The following is a 24077-nucleotide window of genomic DNA, read 5'->3' as shown; positions in this document are numbered from 1 at the left end:
ATCAAAAAGCACAAAATCCACTTTTAAAAAGTGGATTTTGTATGTTAAAAACAGTAGTAAAATGTTTTAAAATGAAACTTTTATATAAAAATTATGTAAATTTAATACTATTATAAAATCAGTAAACATGAAAAACACTTTCATATATATATTATTCTTTAGCTTTTTTTTGGTTGCTTGTCATTCATCCGAAGAAAAGATACAAGATCTTAATATAGAAACTGAATTTGAAGAAACAACAGCAATTGATTTCTATTTAGGCGCTGACTTATCTTATGTAAATGAAATGGAAAATTGCAACGCTATTTTTAAAAATGATCAAAAAGAAACTACAGATCCATTTACAATTTTTGCCAATGAAGGTGCAAACTTGGTAAGAGTTAGGTTGTGGCACAACCCCACTTGGACAAATTACTCTAATTTTAAAGATGTAGAAAAAACAATCGCCAGAGCAAAAAACGCTAAAATGAAGGTGTTGTTAGATTTTCATTATTCTGACGATTGGGCAGACCCAAACAAACAAGAAATTCCTGCTGCTTGGTTAGAAGTTGTAGACAATACTGCAAAATTGGGCGACTCTATTTATAACTACACTTATAAAACTTTACAAAACCTTTATAACAAAAACTTATTACCAGACATGGTTCAAGTTGGTAACGAAACCAATATAATGATTCTTCAAAAAGATGATAAACCTAGTGCTATGAATTGGTCTAGAAATGCTTATCTATTAAACAAAGGCATTAAAGCTGTAAGAAACATTTCTAAAGATGTAGATAAAAACATAGAAATTATGCTACACATTGCACAACCAGAAAATGCAATTTGGTGGTTTAAACAAGCAAAAGAAAATAATGTGGTAGATTTTGATTGGATTGGGCTTTCCTATTATCCAAAATGGTCTACTTATAATTTACAAGAAGCCTCAGAAGCTTTTAAAACGCTTATTAAAACATACAATAAAAAGTTAATGGTTGTAGAAACTGCTTATCCTTTTACAATAGAAAATGCAGATGCAGCTGGTAATATTTTAGGTGCTGATGCTTTAATTGATGGTTATAAAGCAACCCAAGAAGGACAATTAAAATATTTATTAGACCTTAAAAAAGCACTAAAAAATGCAGGTGCAAAAGGATTGGTTTATTGGGAACCTGCTTGGGTTGCTAATAATTGTAGTACACGTTGGGGAAAAGGTTCTCATTGGGACAATGCAACATTGTTTGATGCAAATTCTGTACCCACAAAAGGAATGAATTTTTACAACCAGCCCTAAAAAACTCGTTATTTGGCATTACATTTGAACAGCTCTATATAAATTAAAATAAAATGAAAATCATGAAAATTATATTTATACTCACAATACTACTTGGGTTTTCTCAATGTGGTAGTAACAAATTTGTTAAAAACCCTTCGTTTAAAATAGAAAAAGCGACTTATAATAAATGGTCTGGAGGTCAACCAGGTGTTAGTGGGGTTAAATTAGAGCTTCAATTGGTAAATGCGCTACAAATAGAGTTCGATTCTTTATATTTTCAAAAGAAAATAACAAAAGTAGAAACCAGAAAAATAAACAATATGTTACAAATTATTGGGCATTTTTCTACATCAAACAGAAAAAATAAAGATTTAATTTTAGACGCAAACCCAATAAAAGAGTTAAAAAATACACCACTAGTTGTGCATAATTTTCCTTTCGATTTAAAAGAAAATGAAGCAATTTTGAGTTTTAAAAAGAACAATAAAACCCATTATTATAAAATTAAAGAGGTAAAACAAACCCAACCTTCCTTTTTTCCTTCTACAAAACAAAAATAATAACACTACAGATTATCAGAATTTAAAACCACTAATTATAAGTGGTTTTATTTTTGGCACGTAATTTGAATATTTATAGCTGTAATCTTAAAACTACAGCTTATGAAATCTTTAAAATTACTTTCTGCAATACTTATAATAGGTGTATTTTTTAGCTCGTGTTCGTCAGTTTTTCAAGACGATTTTAGAAACGAAATTTCTTTAGAAGAAGTAGTTTCTAGATACGATTTATGGTATGTAGATTACCATAGAACAATTGGTAATAGAGATATACCTTATGTTTCTAAAGCCTTTACACTATCTTTTTTAAATGGTATTTTGTATGCCAATAATAACATTGTAGATATTGGTTTTACAGGCAACGGATTAGGAATAGATGTTGGGGTTTACAATACTTTTAATGGCTTTTTAGAAACCCGACACGATTTATATGGTAGAAACGATTTTGAAGTTAGTATTATTTCTAATAACGAAATAAGCTTGTACAACTATAGACAAAATGTTACCTATTTTTTAGTGGGTTATCAAGTAAATACATTTGATTACGACAAGCTATTTTATGAAAATATAGAATACTTTTTACAAGAATATGAAGCTTGGGAAAAAGTAGATACAAGAGGAGGTATACCAAATGCTTTTGATGCTGAAAATTACTTACAATTTACACCCAAAAATATAACAACATTTTATAGTTCTCAAGACCCTTTTGGCACACAAATTGCAAATATAAATTGGAGTTACGTTGGTGGATATGAAATATTCGATGTAGCAGGTTATGAAGACCTAAAAATTTTAACATTGAATTATGAGGGTGGAGATATAAAAGAGTTTGAATTAAGCGTTATAAACGATGGAGAAATTAGCCTATATAATGTAAACTCTAAAACAACTTACAATTTCGTAGGAAGAAATTTTGAACTAATTAGAAAAGGAAAAAACACAAAGAAAAGTACGAATGAAAATGTATGGAATAACAATAGAAAACGTACTAAAATAATAAGAAAAATAAAAGAAAGAAGACATTAAAAATAAGTTTGGTTAGTTGATTTTTGGTTGGTTATTGCTTAATAACCAATTAAAAGAGAAACCGTCCTGAGGAGGACGGTTTTTTCTTGTTCATAATTTGTGAAAACTACCAACCTTTTTATCACTTAAAACATACTTGTTTTTATAACTTTATGATAGATTTAGTTTTTAAAAAACTAGTTAAAATTCTCATTTTTATTATTTTACATGTATGGCTCAAACAGCTTTTATTACAGGCGCAACCTCTGGTATTGGAGAAGCCACTGCAATCATTTTTGCAAAAAATAACATTCGATTAATTCTTTGTGGTAGAAGAGTAGGTCGTTTAGAATCATTGCAGGAAAAATTAAGTAAACTTACAGACGTAACTACGCTAAATTTTGATGTTTCTAAAAGAGACGAAGTTGAAAAAGCCATCAAATCACTTCCAAAAGATTTTCAGCAAATAGATATTTTAATCAACAACGCAGGTAATGCACATGGTTTATCTACCATACAAGAGGGTAGTTTAGATGATTGGGATGCCATGTTAGACATCAACGTAAAAGGTTTATTATACGTTTCTAAAGCCATTTTGCCACAAATGACCCAAAGAAACACGGGTTTTATTGTAAATATTGGGTCTATTGCTGGTAAAGAAGTATATCCTAATGGAAATGTATATTGTGCCTCTAAACATGCTGTAAACGCCTTAAATAAAGCCATGAGAATAGATTTAAATAAACACAATATTCGTGTTTCTGGCATTCATCCAGGGGCTGTAGAAACCGAGTTTTCTGAAGTTCGGTTTAAAGGCGATGTAGAAAAAGCAAAAAGTGTGTATTCAGGCTACAAAGCATTACAAGCTGCAGATATTGCAGAGATTATTCACTTTGTAATTACAAGACCTTATCATATAAATATAGAAGACTTGGTAGTGTACCCAACAGCACAAGCAAGTGCTACCATTTTAAATAGAGATTGACATGATTAATAAAAGACTTTTAATTAAAAACTTACTTTCTCATAATGATGAGAATAGTTTTTATGACAAAAAGCAAAAAATATCATTCAATTCTAAAGAGGGTAAAGCTAAATTTTTAAAACATGTTTGTGCGCTATCCAACGCAAACCCCAATAACAACTCTTACATTGTAATTGGTGTAGAAGATGAAGCAAATAAAATAGTGGGTATCGATTTTTTTGATGACAGTAAAATACAAAACTTGGTAAATGCGTATTTAAAAAATCCACCAAAAATAACTTACGAAAATGTTCTTTTTCCGAGATTGCCACGTAATAAAGTAATTGGTTTAGTTACCATACATGCCAATAATAATGTAACATCGCTTTCTAAAAATGCATGGAAATATAAAAAAGACACTATTTTTTACAGAAGAGGTAGCAACTCTATGCCTTTTTTAGGTGATGAATTTGAGCTTAGAAACACTAATAAAGAAATTGTCAATTCCATAGAAAAAAGTGCAAGAAATAACATCCAATTAACCTTAGATGGTGTTTTTAATTTTATGAATAATCATAAAAAAATTTACAACCCACAATACAAAGTTTTTAACGAGCAATTTGTTTTGTGTTGGGCAGGAGAGCGTAAAATTATAAACGAACAAGAGTTTTTTTCTAGAGTAGATATCGAGTTGATTAACGAGCAAGTAAAACTCTTTTTTTCTGCCTTAGATGATGTACAAATAAGCTATAATAATCATACCTTTATTGTAGAAGAATATATTTATCTGGGTTTAGAAAAACAAGAAAAATACTATCCATTAGAAAAAACAATTATCAATTTTAAAAATAATGGGAAACATAATATTGTAAAACAATTTTTGTTTGAACCACCTGTTTTTAATGAAGAAATAATGATACACATTTACAACAATTGTAATTTAATTGTTCAAAAAATAGTACAGAAAAAACCACTTACAGCAACAGAACAAGAAGATGTTTTACGTTTACCAACCAATTATTTAATTTGTTATTTACATGGTTTTTTAGACGTTGTAGAACAGCTAAAAAAAGCAAAAACGTACATAAAAAACTTAGCAAACAATACCACTTATGTTAAATACAATGAGGCTTTAAGAATTATAAGAAAAGTAAAGTATGGTTAGTGGGTTCGTTTCACGGTCTAGTGTATGATTTCGTTGCGTGTTTAAGCGACTAATTTAGCAAATAATTATTTTTTAACAAATGAGCAAAAAACTAGTAATAAAATATATATGTTTTTAGGCTTAGCTTTTTTTCCAAATTTTAAATTCATTTCTGACTATATTTAATATTTCAACCATAAATACAAGCTCATCTATTTCATTAAAATGTTTAAAATAACTTTCAGGATTATAATATTTAAACTCATTTGTTTTATTAATTTCTTTAACCTGTATAGTATAACACACTCCATCTAATATACTTATGGATTTATAAACAGATTGATATTCAATAATTTCTTTACCTTTTCTATTTGTTTTAGTTTCAAAAATTGAATCTCTTCCATGAATTTTCCAACTAATTTCTTCTTGACTTGGCAAATTCATAACTTTACTTCTCAAGAACTTTAGAAATATAAAGTCAAAATTGTTTTTTGGTTTTAACTTTTTCTTCTTAATTATTAATTCAGTTTCATTAGGAATTTCAGCATAATGCTCATAAAGTTCCGCTTTCCATTTTTTTCTCTCGTAATTATACATTCTAAAGACAGAAGAATAATTATTAATTCCTCCTCCAGTATATATTCTAATTTCTCTGCTATATTTTAAAGTGTCACTTAAATTTAAATTCTCATTCAGTAACTTTATATTTTGAGCTTTAATTCCTAAAGAAATTAGTAAAATGAATATTAAATAGTTCTTTTTCATAATTAAATCCAACTAAAATGATATGGAACGTTTTAATGTTTTATATCAGAAGTTAAACGAATTTAGCTATTTTTCTTTTAAAGTATTTAAAAATCAATGTATTTCTATAGAATACTTAGCTTTAAAAACACCATTTGCAGGTAATTTTTGGGTGCTCTTTTTTAGTTTATTTTCTTTCTAATTAAAGACACAGTCCTTTTTGCTTTAACATCATTTATTCTTTATCAACCAAATAATATTCAGGTACAGAAGTTAAATAGATAGGTTTGCCTTTATCTAAAATCTTTTTTGTAACCATTTTATTTAAAGGATTGTTTACATCTTTACCATCTAATGTTATATGAATTCCGTTCCATTTTTTAGCTTTTAAAAACTTTTTCCATTGAGATTTATTTTTATCAATAGAAACAGTAATTATCTGAAAATCGGGATTATTAATGGTTTCTTCCAGCGCTTTTATATTCGAATGACCTTTTATACAAGGCCCACACCAAGTTGCCCAAAAATCGAGTAGCAAAACCTTACCCTTTACTTGATTGAAAGAAAACTTTGTTCCATCTACATTTTCATACTTATATCCTTCTAAAAAAACGGGAATACTATCTTTTATAGAAGCTGTTGGTTTATCTAAAGCATATTTTTTACCACTTGTAAAAACTAATAAAGTGATTAGAATTAGTAAAATTGGATATATTTTTTTCATTTTTTATACTGAATTAAGTTAAAATGTCAATGATTCTTTAAAAATTCAGAAACAATTCCAATTATCTTACTTAAAAATAGTTTTGCTACTCATAAATATTAAACTTTGGTAAAAGAGTATAACTTTCGCCTTTTTCTGTATTAATAATTAGTTCTTTATTGTTTTTTAGTAAATCAATTTGAAATGCTCTTAAATCTGAGTTGCTATGAAAGTATTCAGCTTTTTTTCCATTGATTTGAGTAATTTTATCACCCAAATTTAAAGCATTATATTTTGTAATGTTAGGGTTGTTCCATTTACCAGCAATTGTTAGTTTATTTTCAATTTTTACTATTATAAAACCAAAACTCTTTTTAGGACTTTCTTCTAGATTAGTTTCTCTTTCTGTAAGAATTATTTGATTTGAATTAGAATTAACAATACAATTGTAATGACGTAACATTTTATTTCCTATTCTTGCCTCATTAACATCATTTGTTAAAAATATTTTAATAGGATGTTTAAAGGTTATTCCTCCTATTTTATAGCTAAAATCTTTAATGCTATAGTTTATAGAGGGTTTAGCTATACCACTAACAGACATTGCTGAAATACCTTCGTATTTAGATTTTTTAGTATTTTTAAATAAACCTATAGCTTTTATGGTTAAATCAATTTCATCAGAATTTGAACCAAAATCTATTTCTACACCATTTGTAATTCCATTTAATTCTAAACTAGTAAACATTCTATTATATAAATCTAGTTTAAAAGGCATCACCATTCCATCTTTTTGAAACTCTTTTTGAGATACCACAACATAGTTTTCGTCAAAATTAAAGTTCCAGTTTAATTTCTTTATAACAGTTGCACCAATTATACCTTGTATATCTATACTACCTCCAGTTAAAGTATTTATATCAATAAGTAAAAATGGGCTATCTTTAATTTGATGATTCTTAATGGATAGATTATGGGCTATTTTTAAATCTAATTTTACTTGATTATTAACTGCATCTGTAGCAGAAATAGATTCTTTTTCTTTATATTTTTTTAAAGTAATTTTTTCAGATAAACTTTTATCGATTGCAGAAAAAGAAAACCCATTATCCCACATAAAATTCATTGGTTTGCCATTTAGTTTTGCTTCAATTACAATCATATCATTGTAGATTTTAATTGGGATAGTATCATTTATTTCATTTGAAACTAACTGGCCTAAGTTTGCCATTTTTTTAATTTTAGCAGTCTCAGGGTTTTGAGCTAAAATTATGTAGGGTATAAAAGTTAAAAGTAAAAGTAATTTTTTCATTTTTTTATTATTCTAAAGCCTTTAATATATTTAGTGTTTTAATGCTTATTCAAATTTGGAATATTTTCAAATTAACAGTAGTTAAAACGATTTTAGCTATGTTTTCTTATAAAGTATTTAAAAATCAATGTATTTCTACAGAATACTTAGCTTTAAAAACCCCATTTGCAGGTAATTTTTGGATGCCTTCTTTTTGGGTAAAATCTTTATTATGATGTATGTTTTCAGCAACACCAAACCAAGGTTCAATAGCAATAAAAGGCGTTTTTGGGTTGGGTTGCGTCCAAATACCTAAATAAGGAAAGTCTTTAAAGTGAATGGTAAATAATTGCTTTTCTGTTGGCTTATGTACTAAAGTTGCTTTTGTAAACGGATTTGGATTAAACACCAAAGCACCTCTTAAAAAAGTGGTATCTTTTATTTGTAAAACACCAGGTTTATCAAAATATTGGGTGTAAGAATCTACAAACAAACCACTTTTTTTATTTCTAGAAGTGGGCATTTCATCAGTATCAAAAACAAGTTCATATTCGTTTCTATGTTGTCCTTTTTCTAAAGGAATATTAAATGCTGGATGTGCACCAATAGAAAAATACAAATCCTCTTTTGGATCGGTGTTTTCAACAATATAATGTACGTTTAAAATGTTATTTTTTAAAACGTATTTTATCTGTAGTTTAAAATCAAACGGATATTGTTTTTTAGTTTTGTTAGAAGATACTAAGTCAAAAATAAGACTGTTTTGTGTTTTTTCAATTAAAATGAAATTGTTTTTCCAAGCAAAACCATGAAAACTCATTTTATAAAGCGAGTCTTTATAATAAAACTCGTGGTCTTTTAAACGCCCAATAATAGGAAATAAATTAGGTGATTGATGTTTCCAATAAGTAGTATCTGCTTGCCAAAGATATTCTTTGTCTTTTAATTGTATGCTTGTTAATTCTGCACCAAAAGTTTTTACAGACACTTTTATAGTATCGTTAGAAATGGTGTATTTTTCTTGCTTTTCAATTACTGAAGAACTATTTTCTTTCGTTTTTGGGTTGTTTTTGCAACCTAAAAAAACAATTATCAACAAATAAAAAAGCAGGTATTTTTTCATAAAAAACTTCTTAGAAATGCTAATGTAGCAAAATTCAATTTTATGAAAAATATAGCAACAGAAAACTACACAAATTTTAGTTTAGAAAAGCTTTTATTTAAAATGGCAGCATCATCTACTTGCAACCATTTGTCTAAAATAGTAGCGTAAATTTCTCTAAAATCAATTTCGTGTTTTAAATTTCCATTGGCGTCTAAATCGTTTAAATTAGGTAAATTATTATACAAACCTTGCTTTTTTAAATTTTTACCAATAACAAAAACGTTGTTGGCAGTTCCATGGTCTGTACCTTTCGATTCGTTTTGTTTTACACGTCTTCCAAATTCAGAAAAGGTAAGTATTAGTACATCATCAAAATTGTTGTTTTTTTGTAAATCTTCTACAAAAGTGTTTATACTTTCTGCATATATTTTTAACAATCTTGCTTGTGTGTTTTGTTGATTTGCGTGCGTATCAAAACCAGTTAAACCCGCGTAAAAAACCTGTGTATCTAAACCAGAATTTATAAACTGAGAAATGGTTTTTAACTGTTTGCCAAATAAGTTTTTTGGATAATTATTAGACGCATTTTTAACCTTTGTTTTTTCAAAAATATATTTTGCAGACGATTTTGCATCAATCATAGTATTGTATAAATACCCTAAATTATGTTCGTTTAAATGCGCATCTGTATTGGCATTTATTACACTTTTGTAAAAGGGTTCTTTTAAAGAATTGTACAAGGTTTTAGCATCGGTTACAGCCAATCCATTTTGTGTTTTTCCTTTTAATAAAAGTGATAAAGATTCGTCTACTTCAATGGCTTTTGTTGGGTTTGCTTTGGTATAATCTAAATAACGCCCAACCCAGCCATTTTGTAAATATTCGTTGCTATTACTAGCTGTTTGCCATATATCTGTAGATCTAAAATGTGATAAATTTGGGTTTGGATACCCCACATTATTAATAATACTTAGAAAACCATTATCGTATAATTTTTGTAAATCTACTAAACTTTTGTGCAAACCAATTTCATCAGAAATTTTTAACAAATCTGTTTGTTGCAAAGCAATATTTGCACGTTGTTGGTAATAGATATCGTTTCTAAAAGGTACTACTGTATTTAAACCATCATTACCCCCTTTTAATTGAATAATAACGACCTTTTTATTACCAAAAGTTTTGGTAGGTATTTGCTCAAAAGCCTTTAAAAACTGAGGTACAAAAAACATACCCGAAGCAAAAGTAGTTTGTTTTAAAAAATCTCTACGTTTCATAATTTTAGTTTTATGATTTTTCAATTAAAAATCGAAAGTTTAACAAAGTTGATATTCTGGAATAGACATTAATTGAACGCAGAAATCCTTTTTTGGAATGTCTAAATTGTCCGATAGCATTTGTGCTGTACCTTTATTTATTTGTGATGATATTATCAAAGAAATCATCCCTTTATTATCTATTTTTTTATAGTTTTTTTCAAAAGCATTCCAATCTGTTTTTGTTTTAATAAACGTTTTTCTTTTTAACTTTTTAGTAGTTAAATCAGTAAGCATTGTTTCCTCATCTCCAGTATCTGAATAGGTAATTGCTGCATTATTTAATAAGATAGAAGCCAAACGCAAACGCCTAACCATTGTATTAGTATCAATCCAATTTCTACCTGTTTTCCAGCCAGCCACATTTGGTGGTCTTAACAAAGTTTGGCCTAATAAACGTTGCATTAATAAAGCTTGTTTAGGTCTTTCAAATTGGTAAGGAATTACTTGATGTATACCTGCTAAAAATTCCATGGGCGACTTTATTTTAGTGCCTATGTTTTCATCATCATAAAACCAATTAGACTGTAAAACAAAACGCATTAATTTTTCAATATCATAATCTTTGTAAAAAACGGCAGTCATTGCAGCAACATGTTCTTTATTTATGTTTTCATTTACAAAAAAGCGATATATTTTTTCTGAAATAAAACGAGCACATTGTTGTTGTTCTAAAATGATATCAATAATATTATCACCATTAAAATTGCCTGTTTTTTTAAAAAATGTTTTTTCATTTTCATCATGATGTCTTTTTCTCATTAAAAATTTACCTCTAAAATTATGGCTATATCCTGTAAAAGCTCTTGCAGATTCTTTAATATCTGTTTCTGTATAATTTCCTTGGCCTAAGGTAAAAAGCTCCATCAATTCTCTTGCAAAATTTTCATTTGGGCTTTTTTTACGATTTTGTTTGTTGTTTAAATAGCCTAACATAGAAGCATCTTTAGAGATTTTCTTGGTAAAATCTCTAAAATTTCCAAATGCATTTTCTCTAAGTAAGTTGTTATAATTCTGAGTAAAAAGAATGTTGTTTCTACTTTCGCTAACAAAATGATTTGCCCAAAAAAGCGTCATTTTTTCTCTAAAAACTTCAGAAGGATTTAAAATCCTTTCCATCCAAGAAATCGAGAATTTTTGTATTTTTTTCCTACTAATTTTTTGAAGTTCTTGTCTTTTTTCTTTGATCTTTAAATCGCCAGGTTTTATATCTTTTAAGAAAGATATATCTGCTTTTAAAGGGCTAGTTTTAGATGAATTTGTAAAAACTTCATCTATAATTTCACGTTTGTTTTTGTTAGACAAACGCTCTAATTCATTGGGAGTAATACCAAAACCCACTCTGTTATATAAATGTTGTATGTGTTTTGCTTTCATAATCCTTAGACTTTAATGTGTATATAAAGTTTAATCTAAAATTACTTTTTTGTTAAATTTAGTATAAAAAAACACTTTAATTAAAAAAAATGTAATTTTTTGTAACTTAGAGCAATCAATTAAAAACCAACTTTTTATGGCAAACTATATTTTAAATGTTAACGGAAAACAAGTTTCTGTTTCTGCAGATGCAGATACACCCTTACTTTGGGTTTTAAGAGACGAATTAAATTTGGTAGGCACAAAATTTGGCTGTGGTATTGCACAATGTGGTGCTTGTACAGTACATATAGATGGCGTTGCTACAAGAAGCTGTCAAATGCAAGTTTCTATTTTAGATGATACAAAAATAACAACCATAGAAGGCTTGTCTAAAGATGGCAAACATCCTGTTCAAGAAGCTTGGAAAGAAATAGATGTTCCACAATGCGGTTATTGTCAATCAGGGCAAATAATGACAGCTGCTGCTTTTTTAGAAGAAAATAAAAATCCTTCTGAAAACGAAATTAGAGAAGCGATGCATGGTAATATTTGCAGATGTGCGTCTTATAACAGAATAGAAAAAGCAGTAAAATTAGCATCTAAAAACTCATAACATGAAACTTCATAAAAACGATAATTTTAGTAGAAGAAACTTTTTAAAAACATCTGTTTTAGCAAGTGGAGGTATGCTAATTGGTTTCAATTTTTTAACAGCTTGCAAACCAGAAGCGAAAATGCCTGAAGATATTGCTAGCCTAAATTTTAACGATTTTAATGCTTACATTAAAATTTCAGACAAAGGCTATGTAACTATTTTTTCTCCAAATCCAGAAATTGGGCAAGGTGTAAAAACATCTATGCCCATGATAATTGCAGAAGAACTTGATGTAGAATGGAAAAATGTAACAGTAGCTCAAGGAGTTTTGGATATTAAAAATTATAAAAGACAAATTGCAGGTGGTAGTCAATCAATTAGATCTAACTGGAATGTTTTAAGACAAACAGGTGCCACAGCAAAACAAATGTTGGTAACAGCAGCTGCAAATAAATGGAAGGTAAATGCATCTACATTAAAAGCATCAAAAGGAACTATTACCAATGCAAATGGAGAAACATTAGGCTATGGAGATGTTGTAAAAGAAGCTGCGTTATTAGAAGTTCCAGAAAAAGTAAAACTAAAAGAAATAAAAGATTTTAGCATTATTGGTAAAGATGCCATTAATGTAGATATTGATAAAATTATTACAGGAAAACCATTATTTGGTTTGGATTACAAAACAGAAGGCATGTTGTATGCATCTGTTTTAAGACCCCCTTCTTTTGGGCAAGTTTTAGCTTCTTTTGATGCTACTCAAGCCAAAAATATTTCTGGTGTTGTAGATGTAATAACAATTGGTGATAAAGCTAGAAAATTTTTAGATAAAGGTTATGTAAGTTGGACAGTAGCTTTAAGTGAAAGTGATAAAGTAGTTGTATTAGCAACGTCTACTTGGGCAGCTATAAAAGCCAAAAAAGCAATAAAAGCAATTTGGAAAGACACTTCTCAATTAGAAAGTACAGAATTGCATCATCAAAAACTAACCAGTCTTTTAGATCGTAAAAAAACCAAAGTACTAAGAGAAGATGGTAACTTAACAAAAGCGTTTAAAGAAGCAGATACTGTAATAGAAAGAGTTTATTCTTCTCCTTTTTTACCTCATAATTGTATGGAACCCATGAATTTTTATGCCAATGTAACTGCTGCTAAAATAGATTTGGTGGGACCCACGCAAACACCAGCTGAAGTTCAAAAATCGGTAGCAGTTCTTTTAGATAGAAAAAAAGAAGAAATTAGCGTAGAGATGACCAGAATGGGAGGTGGCTTTGGTAGAAGATTATATGCTGATTTTGCTATAGAAGCTGCAGAAATTTCAGACAAAGTAAAAAAACCAATAAAAATGGTTTCTACCCGAGAAGATGATATGACTACTGGTATTTACAAACCTTCTGTAAAGTATAGCATTAAAGCATCATTAAAAGGTGGCAAAATAACGGGTTATCATTTAAAAGAAGCAGCCATGAATGGTGGTATGTATGGTGCTATTTCAAACTTTTTTCCAGCAGGATGTATACCTAATATTAAAGTAGAATCTGCAACCTATAATTCAAACATAACCACAGGAGCTTGGAGAGCACCTTATACCAATTTTTTAGCATTTGCAGAACAAAGTTTTTTTGATGAATTAGCTACAGAATTAAAAGTAGATCCTATTCAATTACGTTTAAATTTATTACAAAAAGTAAAAAATACTACCGATAAGAAAATTCAATATTCTGGTAAAAGAATGGAAGATGTTATCAAACTTGTAAGACAAAAAGGAAATTGGGGAAAATCATCAAATGGAGTTTACCAAGGTTTTGCAGCTTATTACAGCCATAACACTCATGTTGCAGAGATTGCAGATCTTGTTTTACAAGATGGTAAACCTGTAATTAAAAAAGTAACAGTAGCTGTAGATTGTGGAGTTGTAGTAAATCCAACAGGTGCAAAAAACCAAGTAGAAGGTGGAGTAATTGATGGTATTGGACACGCAATGTATGCTGATTTTGCTTTTAAAGATGGAAAACCGCAGTCTAAAAATTTTGATAGCTACAGACTTATTAGAATGCAAGAAACACCAAAAGTTGAGGTTCATTTTGTACAAAATGAATTATCGCCAACAGGTTTAGGAGAACCAGGTTTACCACCTGCAGGAGGTGCTGTTGCCAATGCAATTAATGCAGCTTTAGGAAAACGTATATATAAGCAACCTTTTATTAATGATTTAAAAAAGAGTTCTATTTTGGGATAGTTTATTAAAACAAAGATTTAAAAATAAATATCTTGAGCCAATCTAAACGTGTTTGCGTGTGCATTTACAATGGTTTTAATATCTGGAGAGTAGCCACCACCCATAGAACACATGACAGGAATTTTATTTTTAAAACAGGTTTCTAACACAAATTGATCTCTTTCTTTACAGCCATTTACAGTCATGCTTAATTTACCCAATTTATCTGTCTCTAAAACATCTACACCACATAGATAATAGATAAAATCTGGTTTTTCTTGGTAAATAATTTTTGGTAAAATCTCTTTTAAAATGGATAAATATTGCTGGTCTTTTGTGTTGTTTTCTAAAGCGATGTCTAAATCTGATTTTTCTTTAACAAAAGGATAATTGCTTTTACCATGCATAGAAAATGTAAAAACAGTATCGTCTTTTTGAAAAATTTCTGCAGTACCGTTTCCTTGATGTACATCTAAGTCTACGATTAAAATTTTTGTTGCTAAACCTTTATTTTGCAAATATTTTGCACCAATAGCTTGGTCATTTAACATACAAAAAGCCTCTCCTCTATTAGAAAATGCATGATGTGTACCTCCAGCAATATTCATGGCAATTCCGTATTTTAAAGCAAATTCAGAGGCTTTCATAGTGCCCTCTGCAATCATCATTTCTCTTTCTATAAGTATTTCAGATAAAGGGAAACCAATTTTTCTAGCTGCTTTTTGAGAAAGTGTAATATTTAATAAATCGAAAAAATACTCAGGAGTATGAACCGTAAAAAAATGTTTGTTATTAGGTGTTTTGGGCTCAAAAAAGTTTGCAGGTTTGCAAGTACCTTCGTGCATTAATTGTTGTGGCAGCAAATCATATTTTTCCATAGGAAAACGATGGTTTGCTGGCAATGGATGTTTATATATTGGATGATATGCTATTTTTAGCATCAACTAACCTCCTGTCCGTTTTTAACTACTTTTTCTGGTTCTATAAAAGCCAATTTCCCATCAGGTGTGTCTGTCATTAAAATCATGCCTTGGCTTTCTACACCTCTAATTTTTCTTGGAGCTAAATTTACCAATACAGAAACTTGTTGCCCAATAATATCCTCTGGAGCAAAGCTTTCTGCAATACCCGAAACAATGGTTCTTGTATCAATACCAACATCAACCTTAAGTTTTAATAGCTTTTTAGTTTTAGCTACTTTTTCGGCTTCTAAAATGGTACCAATTCTAATATCTATTTTGGTAAAATCGTCAAATTCTACAGTTTCTTTTTGAGGTTCTACTACTTTATTTTCTTGTTCGTTTGCTAATTTTGTAGCTTCTAATTTTTCTAATTGAAAATCAATAGTTTTGTCTTCAATTTTAGAAAATAATAATTCCGCTTTGTTTATTTGGTGGTTTGCAGGAAGTAAAATATCTTTTTCTGTTACGTCTTTCCAAGAATTTTTTATAGCATTCTCCTGTGTCGAATCACTCGAACTAATATTTAAAATGTTTTTTAATTTAGTTGATGTAAAAGGTAAAAAGGGCTCAGAAACTACAGCCAATGCAGATGCAATTTGCAACGCAACATACATAATGGTTTTAGTACGTTCTTCATCAACTTTTATAACTTTCCAAGGCTCTTCATCTGCTAAATATTTGTTTCCTAGTCTGGCTAAATTCATTAATTCTTGAGACGCCTCTCTAAATCTGTAGCGTTCTATAGACTTACCAATACTATTAGGAAACTCTTTTACGCTGTCTAAAATAGCAGTGTCAATCTCTGTAAAATCATTTGGTTCTGGTACGATACCAGCATAATATTTGTTGGTTAACACCACAACTCTATTGATAAAATTACCAAAAATAGCTACCAATTCGTTGTTGTTTTTTGCTTGAAAATCTTTCCAAGTAAAATCGTTGTCTTTACTTTCTGGTGCATTTGCGGTTAGAGTGTATCTTAAAACATCTTGTTGATTTGGAAACTCTTCTAAATACTCATGCAACCAAACTGCCCAATTTTTAGAGGTTGATAATTTGTTGCCTTCTAAATTTAAAAATTCGTTGGCTGGTACATTATCAGGTAAAATATAATCACCATGTGCTTTTAACATACTAGGAAAAATAATACAGTGAAAAACAATATTGTCTTTCCCAATAAAATGCACCAATTTGGTATCGTCTTTTTTCCAGTAGTCTTCCCAATTTTTACCTTCTCTTGCAGCCCATTCTTTGGTAGATGAAATGTAACCAATAGGCGCATCAAACCAAACATACAATACTTTACCTTCTGCGTTTCTTAAAGGTACAGGAATTCCCCAATCTAAATCTCTAGTTACTGCTCTTGGTCGCAAACCATCTTCTACCCAAGATTTTACTTGTCCGTAAACATTGGGTTTCCAGTCTTTTTTATGCCCTTTTAAAACCCATTCACGTAAAAATTCTTCGTGCCTATCTAAAGGTAAAAACCAATGTTTTGTTTCTTTTACAGTAGGTACATTACCTGTAATTGCAGATTTTGGGTTGATTAAATCTGTTGCATTATGGCTTGTTCCACAGTTTTCACATTGGTCTCCATAACTTTCCTCAAACCCACATTTTGGACAGGTACCTACCACAAAACGATCTGCTAAAAATTGATCTGCTTCAGCATCATACAATTGTGCTGTAGTTTCTTCTGTAAATTCTTTTTTATTGTATAAATCTATAAAAAACTGAGAGGCAGTTTCATGATGTATTTTTTCTGAAGTTCTAGAATAATTATCAAAAGAAATACCAAAATCTGCAAAAGATTTTTTAATAATACCATGATATTTATCGATAATATCTTGTGGAGAAACGCCCTCTTTTTTAGCTCTCATTGGTATGGCAACTCCATGTTCATCTGAACCACAAATGTAGGCTACATCTTTACCAGTTAAACGTAAATAACGTGCATAAATGTCTGCTGGTACGTAAACACCTGCTAAATGCCCAATGTGTATTGGGCCATTTGTATAAGGTAAAGCTGCTGTAATTGTATATCTTTTTGGAGCACTCATGTGATTTGTGTATTTATTTTGCTGTGCAAAAGTACGAAAAACAAAATTTTAAAATCGATTGAAAATTGATACATTTACATTCATACAATATTTTGACTTATAGCACCAAGAAATAAAACAAATTTTGAAGAAATTTATAGTATTAACAGCTTTTTTATCGATTTTTTTCTCCTCTGTAAAAGCACAAGAAACATTACAAAGACCAGCTTATTTAACACTTGGAGATTCTATAGCTATTGTTGCACCAGCAGGCATTTTAAAAAACAGACAAGCAACCATAGAAAAAGCGAAAAAATTGGCAGAAAGTTGGGGTTTACATGTGGTTTTAGGAAAACATATTTATGTGCAAAACCATCATTTTGCAGGTACAGATTTACAACGTTTTCAAGATTTTCAAGAGGCTTTAGATAACCCAAATATTAAAGCAATTTGGGCAGCAAGAGGGGGTTATGGTTCTGTTAGAATATTAGATAAATTAGATTACACACAGTTTTTAAAAAGCCCAAAATGGATTATTGGTTATTCTGACATTACAGCGTTTCATAATCACATACATAACTTAGGTGTAGAAACTTTACATGCAATGATGGCAACTAGTTTACAAGAAAAACCAGAAGAAATTATAAAAACCGTTGCTAGTTTTAAAAAAGCACTTTTTGGAGAAGAAATTACATACTCAGTAAAAGCCTCAAAATACAATAGAGGTGAAGTTGATGTTAAAATTAACGGACAATTGATAGGTGGTAATTTGGCAATTTTAACTTCTATGTTGGGCTCTAAAAGTCAGTTAAACACAGCTGGTAAAATTTTGTTTATAGAAGAAATTGGTGAGTACAAATATGCTATTGATAGAATGTTGCAAAGCTTAAAACGTGCTAATTATTTTACCAATGTAAAAGCGGTAATTGTAGGCGATATGAGTTTGATTAAAAAGAATACTACAAAATGGGGGAGTTCTATAGAGCAATTAATTTTAGAGGTAATTCCAGCAGATGTTCCTGTATTTTTTAATTTTCCTGTAGGACACGAAGCCGATAATAGAGCTATAATTTTTGGGAGAGATGTTCAGTTATTAGGTAGTAATAAACAATATTCAGTTACTTTTATAAAATAAAAAAAACAGATCCCACAAGTTTTAAAAACTTGTGGGGTCTAGTTTTCTTACAATACTTTTAATCTTGTAAAAAGTAAATAATAAACTGTAAATTAACACTTTGGAAGTTTAATTACATTTTATATTTAAAACTAACTAAATATTATAATTGAAAACCGAATACTAAATTATGGCGCAACATAATGATCTTGGTAAAAAAGGAGAACAACTAGCTATCGATTTTTTAATTAAAAACGATTATAAAATCTTAGAAAAAAATTACCGTTATTTAAAAGCTGAAGTAGATATTATTGCCATAAAAAAAGATGTTTTAGTGGCTGTAGAAGTAAAAACAAGATCTACCAATTTTTTTGAAGAACCACAAGATGCTGTAAAACCAAAAAAAATTAAATTAATGGTAAGTGCCATAGATTATTATGTTACTCAAAAAGAGTTAGATGTAGAGGTTCGTTTTGATATTATCGCAATTGTGCATCAGCAAAACCATACAAAAATTGATCATTTAGAAGATGCTTTTTTGTATTTCTAAAACGCTAAAGTTTATCTATAAAAGCCTCTAATTCTTTTAGTTCTTCTGGATTTGCAATAATTTTTTTGTTTGCATCTAATACAAAATAAGTAGGTGTTGCATTAATGTTATAGGTTCTTGCTATCTTGTTTTCCCATTTATTTAAACCCAAAACATGATGCCAATTGGGTAGGTTTACTTTCATATTTTTCCAACCAAAATCATTTGTTTCTAAAGAGAAAGCAACAACTTTAATATTGTTTTTATCTTGTAAAAATTTATGTAACACAGGTATTTCTTTCAAACAATGAGAACAACTTGTACTCCAAAAAACCAACACATAATTTTCGGCATCATTTAGCTTAGCTAATTCAAGTTTTTTTCCATTTTCTGTCCAAGAAAAGTTAGGTGCTACTCTGCCAATTTTTGTAGCTAAAAGTTTTAGTTTTTCTTCTTTAAACTTTTTATTTTGTAAGGTTTCTGGTAATTTATCGAAATAGTTTTTAAACAAATGATCTACCATTTTTATGTTGCTATTTTGCTCAAATTGGTCAATTAAAAACTCAATAATATCTTTCTTAAAAATGGGATCATTAATTTTTGTAAACACTTTTTCTACAGAATTTTTATAAATTTTTTGTTGTTTTTCTGCATCATCAGAATAATTAATGTAAAAAATATAATCGGTAATTCTATCAACCAAAAAAGAGGAGTTTTTAAGAGCTGTGTTAGAAAAATCCATATTATCAAAGAAAGTACTAGTTATATTAGACATGTAGTCTTGCACAGTGGTTTTAATTTCTGGTGGATTTGCTCTTAAAGTAGCCTTTATAAAAGGTTTTACATACATATTTCTAGTACTATCTAAATATTTACTTTGTATTGTATTTATGGTAGCTAAGCTTTTTTTGTAGGCTGTTTTAAGATCGAAGTTAGGGTTTCTAATGGCTGTAATTTGCAAAGAATCTAACCTTTGTTGTTCATTAGAGATTTGTGTAAGGTAGTTTCTATACACAATATTTTCATCAGATTCTGAAAACAAAACAGTTTGTTCTGGGTAATCTGGATGAAACGTAAAACGGATATTTTCTTTATTAAAAATAAAATCTACAAAGCCTGCTTCTTTTGTTCTGTAATTTATTCTATAAGAACCTACTTTGGTACTCGCTGGTAAATTAAATTGAAAAGAACCAATTTCTTGCTTGTGGCCTTCTATTAAAATAGTATCTTTTTGTATAGTTGTGTTTTGAATAAAATGTTGACTTGTGCCTTCTATTCTATATAACATAACCCAATCTGTATCTACCGTGTTTGTCATAGTTGCGTTCACCAAATATTGTGCATTTGCAAATGAGGATATTAAAAATATAAAAGCGAGTAATTTTTTAAATTGTAGCATTGTAATTGTATTTTAAAAAAAAGATAGTCAATAAGTATATCAAAAATACTATTTCTAAAGCAAAATAGGTATCTTGTATTTTAAAAAACAATGTCTTTATCAAACAAAGTAATTTGGGTTACAGGAGCCTCTTCTGGTATTGGAAAAGCACTAGCCATAGCACTTTCAACTAAAAATGTAAAATTAGTACTATCATCTAGAAATATAGAGTCTTTAGAAAGTGTAAAAAATCTTTGCAAAGAGCCTAAAAATGTACACATTATTCCTTTAGATTTAGAAGATTTTAATTCTTTAAAAGAAAAAGCAAATCTTGCTATAAATGCTTTTGGACATGTAGATATTTTAGTGAATAATGGAGGTGTTAGTCAGCGTTCTTTAGCACACGAAACACAAATTGCAGTAGACAAACGTATTATGGATATAAATTATATTGGTACAGTTGCACTAACAAAAGCTATTTTACCACATTTTATTGCTAATAAAAAGGGGCATTTTGTGGTAACTACTAGTATTGTTGGTAAAATTGGTACTCCATTAAGATCTAGTTATGCCGCTAGTAAACATGCTTTACATGGTTTTTTTGATAGTTTACGAACAGAAAACCATAAAAATAATATTGTTGTTAGCTTAATTTGCCCTGGTTTTATTAAAACCAATGTTTCTAAAAATGCACTTACAGGAAATGGAACTGCATTAGGAAAAATGGATGTTGCAACAGGAAAAGGTATGTCTGCAGAACGTTGTGCAACGTTAATAATAAAAGCAATAGAAAAACAAAAAGCTGAGGTATATATTGCTGGTGCTAAAGAAAAAATGGGTGTGTATGTAAAAAGGTTTTTTCCTAAACTGTTTGCTGTTTTAATAAGAAAATTGAGTGTAACTTAGTCTGCAAAGTAGTTTAATGCCTCAAAATAATTTACAATAGCTTCTTTCATTAAAACGGTTTGTTCTCCTGGTTTTAAATTGGGTAATTCTGTTAAAACTTTATAGTGAGGCCAGCCATCATCATCAAAAAAATCGAACTCATAATACCCATAAGGTTCTAATAATTTGCAAATAGCAATGTGCATTAGATTTACTTTTTCGTCTTTTTTAAACTTTCTGTTTCCTTGCCCTAATTCTTGAACACCAATTAGGTAAATAATTCCGTCTATATTTAACTCATCACCATCTGCAAACTGATTTGTTAGTTTTTCTACTAACAAAGTCCACATTTCTTTAAGGTTACTAATTTTTGGCATAGCATTTGGATTTAAAGATGTAAAGATACAATGCCTATTTTTAAATTTTAAAAAAAAGATGTAGGTTTACCAAAACTATTTTAATGAATATTTTTGATATTATCATTGCTGCGCTTTTAATTTTTGGCTTTGTAAGAGGCATTATGAAAGGGCTTTTTGTAGAGGTAGCTTCTTTAGTGGCTTTAATTGGTGGTGTGTATGGAGCCATACATTTTTCATATTTTTTAGGTGATTTTTTAAAAGAATACGTCTCTTGGTCAGAAGAATATATTTCTTTAGCAGCCTTTGCAGGCACATTTATAATTATTATAATTATTATTGCCTTGTTAGGTAAAGTGTTAACAAAATTAGCAGATTTTGCAGCTTTAGGAATTTTAAATAAAATATTGGGTGGCGTTTTTGGCGTACTAAAAATAGGCTTAATTTTAAGTGTAATCTTTATTTTTTTTGGTAAAATGAATAACACCATTCCTTTTGTAGACAAGGAAACCTTAGAGAGTTCTATTTTGTTTGAACCCGTAAAGAAAATTGCTCCTACCATATTTCCTTCAATCATTAAAGATGATGATAAAGAAGGTGTAAATCCCCTACACATAGAGATATAGTTTTTGCAATTTTTTTTGTGAATTACTATAAAAATTATAGTGGAAAAATTAATTTTTATAGTTGCTTTTATAAGTTTAAGATTCTTATTGTTTTTACTATAAAAGATTGTTCTATCTTAAAAAACAAAACCTATATCTACAAATTTCGTAATAAAAAAGTATAGATAGTATTTGGCTAGGATGAATGAAATGAAAAAGTACTACATAAAGTCTGAAATTGAATGAATTACAGATTGTGAATACAATTTAATTATAGAAGCGTCTACGTTATCCAATTTTATTTTTAAACCTGGTATAAAAATGCATACTAAAGTAGATAGGCAAAAAGGGAAAAAAAACTATCAAACAGCTACTTTAGACGGTAGAAGTAGGGAGTGGAAAATAACCAAGGTTTGAAAGAGAAAATGTTAGTTTGTTTAATCTAAGTGATAAATTTTCATAATATCCTCTAAATATTTTTCAAAATCTATGTTTAAATCGATTAGCTTACCTGAGTGAATGTCGAAAACCCAGCCATGTATTTTTAACCCATTGTTTCTAATTGCTTTTTGTACTGCAGCAGTTTTAATTAGGTTTACACATTGTTCTTTTACATTAAGTTCGGTTAATCTCTCGTATTTTTTATCTTCATTAGAAATTAAATCTAATTCTTCTGCATGAATTCTATAAACATCTCTAATATTTCTAAGCCAAGGGTTTAAAATACCTAAATCTACAGATTGCATAGCTGCTTTTACACCACCACAGCCATAATGCCCGCAAACAATAATATGTTTTACTTTTAGTATAACTACAGCGTATTCTACAACAGACATTACATTTAAGTCTGTGCCAGAAACCATGTTTGCAATATTTCTATGCACAAATACTTCTCCTGGTTTTGCACCCATTAAATCCTCTGCAGTTACTCTACTATCAGAACATCCTATATATAATAATTCTGGACTTTGTCCTTTAGCTAAATGCTCAAAAAAATCTTTATTTATAGCCAGTTTTTCTTGTATCCAACTTTTATTGTTCTTAAAAACTTTGTTTAAATCCATTTTTAGTAATTAGGGTTGTTTTTAACCAATTTACACACTCATTAAAAGTAGCAAATAGATGTTTATGAGGAATTAAATCTGGAATAACATCTATGTTTCCATCATATATTTTTTCTTCTTTATTCATGCAAAAGATCTTCTAAAGTATGCCAACTAGATGGCATCTAATTTTCTGTGTACTAATGTACTTATTTCAAAGTAAAAAAGAGCGTTTTTTTAAGTTAAAGACGCTCTTTTAATATATTAAATCGATTAAAAATGATTATTCATAAAACTTTACAGAACCATCTTGTATATTGTACATAGCGCCAACAATCATTATTTCGCCATCTTCATGCATTTCTGCTAATACTTGGCTTTCTGCTTTTATTCTTTCTATAGATAATAAAACATTTTTTTCTGATACAGAATCTACAAATTCTAAATTTGCTGAATTTCTTTTGCTAGCTTCTTTGGGTTCTGAAACAGCATTTACAGCTGGTTTTATTTTACTTAACATAGATGTTAAATTTCCTAGTTTTGCATCATCGCAAGCACCTTTTACAGCACCACAACTTGTGTGCCCTAAAACGACAATTAGTTTTGTGCCTGCAAGTTTACAAGCAAACTCCATACTACCTAAAATATCTTCGTTTATAAAGTTCCCTGCAATTCTAACACTAAAAATATCACCTAAACCTTGATCAAAAACCAATTCTGCAGAAACTCTAGAATCTATACAGCTTAAAATTGTTGCAAAAGGAAATTGCCCTTCACTAGTATCATTTACTTGTTCTAAAAGGTTTCTGTTTGCTTTTAAATTGTTTTGAAATCTTTTATTCCCTTCCTTTAAATATCGTAACGACTTTTCTGGAGTCATTGTAGATTGGGTTTCTCTAGTATGTGCTTTCAT

At 29.2% G+C, this 24077-nt stretch carries 23 protein-coding genes and 1 pseudogene; 11 read left to right on the top strand and 13 right to left on the bottom strand.

The genetic code is table 11. The features are described from left to right. Nucleotides 1-127: 127 nt before the first annotated feature. The 5 genes from Q0662_RS09065 to Q0662_RS09045 all read left to right on the top strand — a co-directional run bounded on the left by Q0662_RS09065 (nt 128) and on the right by Q0662_RS09045 (nt 4949). Entirely contained in the window at nt 128-1273 is a 1146-nt protein-coding gene (locus Q0662_RS09065; protein ID WP_298948978.1) for a glycosyl hydrolase 53 family protein, read from the top strand. Nucleotides 1274-1335: 62 nt separating this feature from the next. Then, nucleotides 1336-1815 carry a hypothetical protein gene (locus tag Q0662_RS09060; protein ID WP_298948975.1) on the top strand — a complete coding sequence of 160 codons (480 nt, stop codon included), beginning with the start codon at nt 1336-1338 and terminating at the stop codon, nt 1813-1815. A gap of 102 nt (nt 1816-1917) precedes the next feature. Next, nucleotides 1918-2841, top strand: a complete 924-nt coding sequence (locus tag Q0662_RS09055) for a hypothetical protein (RefSeq protein WP_298948972.1) — start codon at nt 1918-1920, stop codon at nt 2839-2841. Nucleotides 2842-3052: 211 nt separating this feature from the next. After that, nucleotides 3053-3805: an SDR family NAD(P)-dependent oxidoreductase gene (locus tag Q0662_RS09050; RefSeq protein ID WP_298948971.1), complete on the top strand. Its 753-nt coding sequence runs from the start codon at nt 3053-3055 to the stop codon at nt 3803-3805. A 1-nt stretch (nt 3806) separates the two neighbouring features. Beyond that, nucleotides 3807-4949 carry an ATP-binding protein gene (locus tag Q0662_RS09045; protein ID WP_298948969.1) on the top strand — a complete coding sequence of 381 codons (1143 nt, stop codon included), beginning with the start codon at nt 3807-3809 and terminating at the stop codon, nt 4947-4949. Nucleotides 4950-5069: 120 nt separating this feature from the next. Here Q0662_RS09045 and Q0662_RS09040 read toward each other — a convergent pair whose 3' ends face one another. From Q0662_RS09040 to Q0662_RS09015, 6 genes are all read right to left on the bottom strand, one after another. Next, a complete protein-coding gene (locus Q0662_RS09040; protein ID WP_298948967.1) occupies nt 5070-5693 on the bottom strand; it encodes a hypothetical protein in 624 nt (207 codons plus the stop codon). Nucleotides 5694-5907: 214 nt separating this feature from the next. Further along, nucleotides 5908-6396: a TlpA disulfide reductase family protein gene (locus Q0662_RS09035; protein WP_298948965.1), complete on the bottom strand. Its 489-nt coding sequence runs from the start codon at nt 6394-6396 to the stop codon at nt 5908-5910. Between the two features lie 85 nt (nt 6397-6481). Next, complete coding sequence (locus Q0662_RS09030) at nt 6482-7687, bottom strand: retropepsin-like aspartic protease (protein ID WP_298948962.1); 1206 nt, start codon at nt 7685-7687, stop codon at nt 6482-6484. Nucleotides 7688-7811: 124 nt separating this feature from the next. Beyond that, nucleotides 7812-8789, bottom strand: a complete 978-nt coding sequence (locus tag Q0662_RS09025) for an aldose 1-epimerase family protein (protein WP_298948960.1) — start codon at nt 8787-8789, stop codon at nt 7812-7814. A 65-nt stretch (nt 8790-8854) separates the two neighbouring features. Beyond that, nucleotides 8855-10045: a DUF1501 domain-containing protein gene (locus Q0662_RS09020; RefSeq protein WP_298948958.1), complete on the bottom strand. Its 1191-nt coding sequence runs from the start codon at nt 10043-10045 to the stop codon at nt 8855-8857. Nucleotides 10046-10084: 39 nt separating this feature from the next. Next, nucleotides 10085-11461, bottom strand: coding sequence for a DUF1800 domain-containing protein (locus Q0662_RS09015; protein ID WP_298948955.1), 1377 nt, complete (start codon nt 11459-11461; stop codon nt 10085-10087). Nucleotides 11462-11597: 136 nt separating this feature from the next. Here Q0662_RS09015 and Q0662_RS09010 point away from each other — a divergent pair, with 136 nt between their 5' ends. Both Q0662_RS09010 and Q0662_RS09005 read left to right on the top strand, forming a co-directional pair. Further along, a complete protein-coding gene (locus tag Q0662_RS09010; protein ID WP_298948954.1) occupies nt 11598-12056 on the top strand; it encodes a (2Fe-2S)-binding protein in 459 nt (152 codons plus the stop codon). Nucleotide 12057: 1 nt separating this feature from the next. Further along, nucleotides 12058-14274, top strand: coding sequence for a molybdopterin cofactor-binding domain-containing protein (locus tag Q0662_RS09005; protein ID WP_298948953.1), 2217 nt, complete (start codon nt 12058-12060; stop codon nt 14272-14274). A gap of 17 nt (nt 14275-14291) precedes the next feature. Here Q0662_RS09005 and Q0662_RS09000 read toward each other — a convergent pair whose 3' ends face one another. Beyond that, nucleotides 14292-15194, bottom strand: a complete 903-nt coding sequence (locus Q0662_RS09000) for a histone deacetylase (protein ID WP_298948952.1) — start codon at nt 15192-15194, stop codon at nt 14292-14294. Continuing rightward, nucleotides 15194-17281, bottom strand: a pseudogene (metG, locus tag Q0662_RS08995) (methionine--tRNA ligase); the annotation flags it as partial. The gene Q0662_RS09000 and the pseudogene metG, both read right to left, overlap by 1 nt. A 118-nt stretch (nt 17282-17399) precedes the next feature. Here metG and Q0662_RS08990 point away from each other — a divergent pair. Next, nucleotides 17400-18389 (top strand): LD-carboxypeptidase, encoded by a 990-nt coding sequence (locus Q0662_RS08990; RefSeq protein ID WP_298948951.1) that lies wholly within the window; start codon nt 17400-17402, stop codon nt 18387-18389. 169 nt (nt 18390-18558) lie between these two features. Then, nucleotides 18559-18918, top strand: coding sequence for a YraN family protein (locus Q0662_RS08985; RefSeq protein ID WP_298948950.1), 360 nt, complete (start codon nt 18559-18561; stop codon nt 18916-18918). Nucleotides 18919-18922: 4 nt separating this feature from the next. Here Q0662_RS08985 and Q0662_RS08980 read toward each other — a convergent pair whose 3' ends face one another. Then, a complete protein-coding gene (locus tag Q0662_RS08980; RefSeq protein ID WP_298948948.1) occupies nt 18923-20296 on the bottom strand; it encodes a TlpA disulfide reductase family protein in 1374 nt (457 codons plus the stop codon). A gap of 90 nt (nt 20297-20386) precedes the next feature. Here Q0662_RS08980 and Q0662_RS08975 point away from each other — a divergent pair, with 90 nt between their 5' ends. Then, a complete protein-coding gene (locus Q0662_RS08975) occupies nt 20387-21181 on the top strand; it encodes an SDR family oxidoreductase (protein ID WP_298948947.1) in 795 nt (264 codons plus the stop codon). On the opposite strand, the gene Q0662_RS08970 is transcribed toward Q0662_RS08975, so the two are convergent. Further along, complete coding sequence (locus Q0662_RS08970) at nt 21178-21537, bottom strand: hypothetical protein (protein ID WP_298948945.1); 360 nt, start codon at nt 21535-21537, stop codon at nt 21178-21180. The genes Q0662_RS08975 and Q0662_RS08970 overlap by 4 nt on opposite strands. Before the next feature lie 83 nt (nt 21538-21620). Between Q0662_RS08970 and Q0662_RS08965 the strand changes: the two genes are divergently transcribed. Then, a complete protein-coding gene (locus Q0662_RS08965) occupies nt 21621-22142 on the top strand; it encodes a CvpA family protein (protein ID WP_298948943.1) in 522 nt (173 codons plus the stop codon). A gap of 416 nt (nt 22143-22558) precedes the next feature. Here Q0662_RS08965 and Q0662_RS08960 read toward each other — a convergent pair whose 3' ends face one another. The 3 genes from Q0662_RS08960 to Q0662_RS08950 all read right to left on the bottom strand — a co-directional run bounded on the left by Q0662_RS08960 (nt 22559) and on the right by Q0662_RS08950 (nt 24077). After that, the gene (locus Q0662_RS08960) at nt 22559-23185 is read right to left on the bottom strand and encodes a carbonic anhydrase (RefSeq protein WP_298948941.1); all 627 of its coding nucleotides are present in this window, start codon (nt 23183-23185) and stop codon (nt 22559-22561) included. Then, entirely contained in the window at nt 23163-23312 is a 150-nt protein-coding gene (locus tag Q0662_RS08955; RefSeq protein WP_298948939.1) for a hypothetical protein, read from the bottom strand. Before Q0662_RS08955 ends, Q0662_RS08960 begins: the two co-directional genes overlap by 23 nt. A 135-nt stretch (nt 23313-23447) precedes the next feature. Continuing rightward, the gene (locus Q0662_RS08950) at nt 23448-24077 is read right to left on the bottom strand and encodes a carbonic anhydrase family protein (RefSeq protein ID WP_298948937.1); all 630 of its coding nucleotides are present in this window, start codon (nt 24075-24077) and stop codon (nt 23448-23450) included.

This window comes from uncultured Polaribacter sp. (assembly GCF_947503855.1).
Taxonomy (GTDB): domain Bacteria; phylum Bacteroidota; class Bacteroidia; order Flavobacteriales; family Flavobacteriaceae; genus Polaribacter.
Note: the sequence above shows the minus strand (reverse complement) of the source record. Positions and strands in the feature narration are given on the sequence as shown.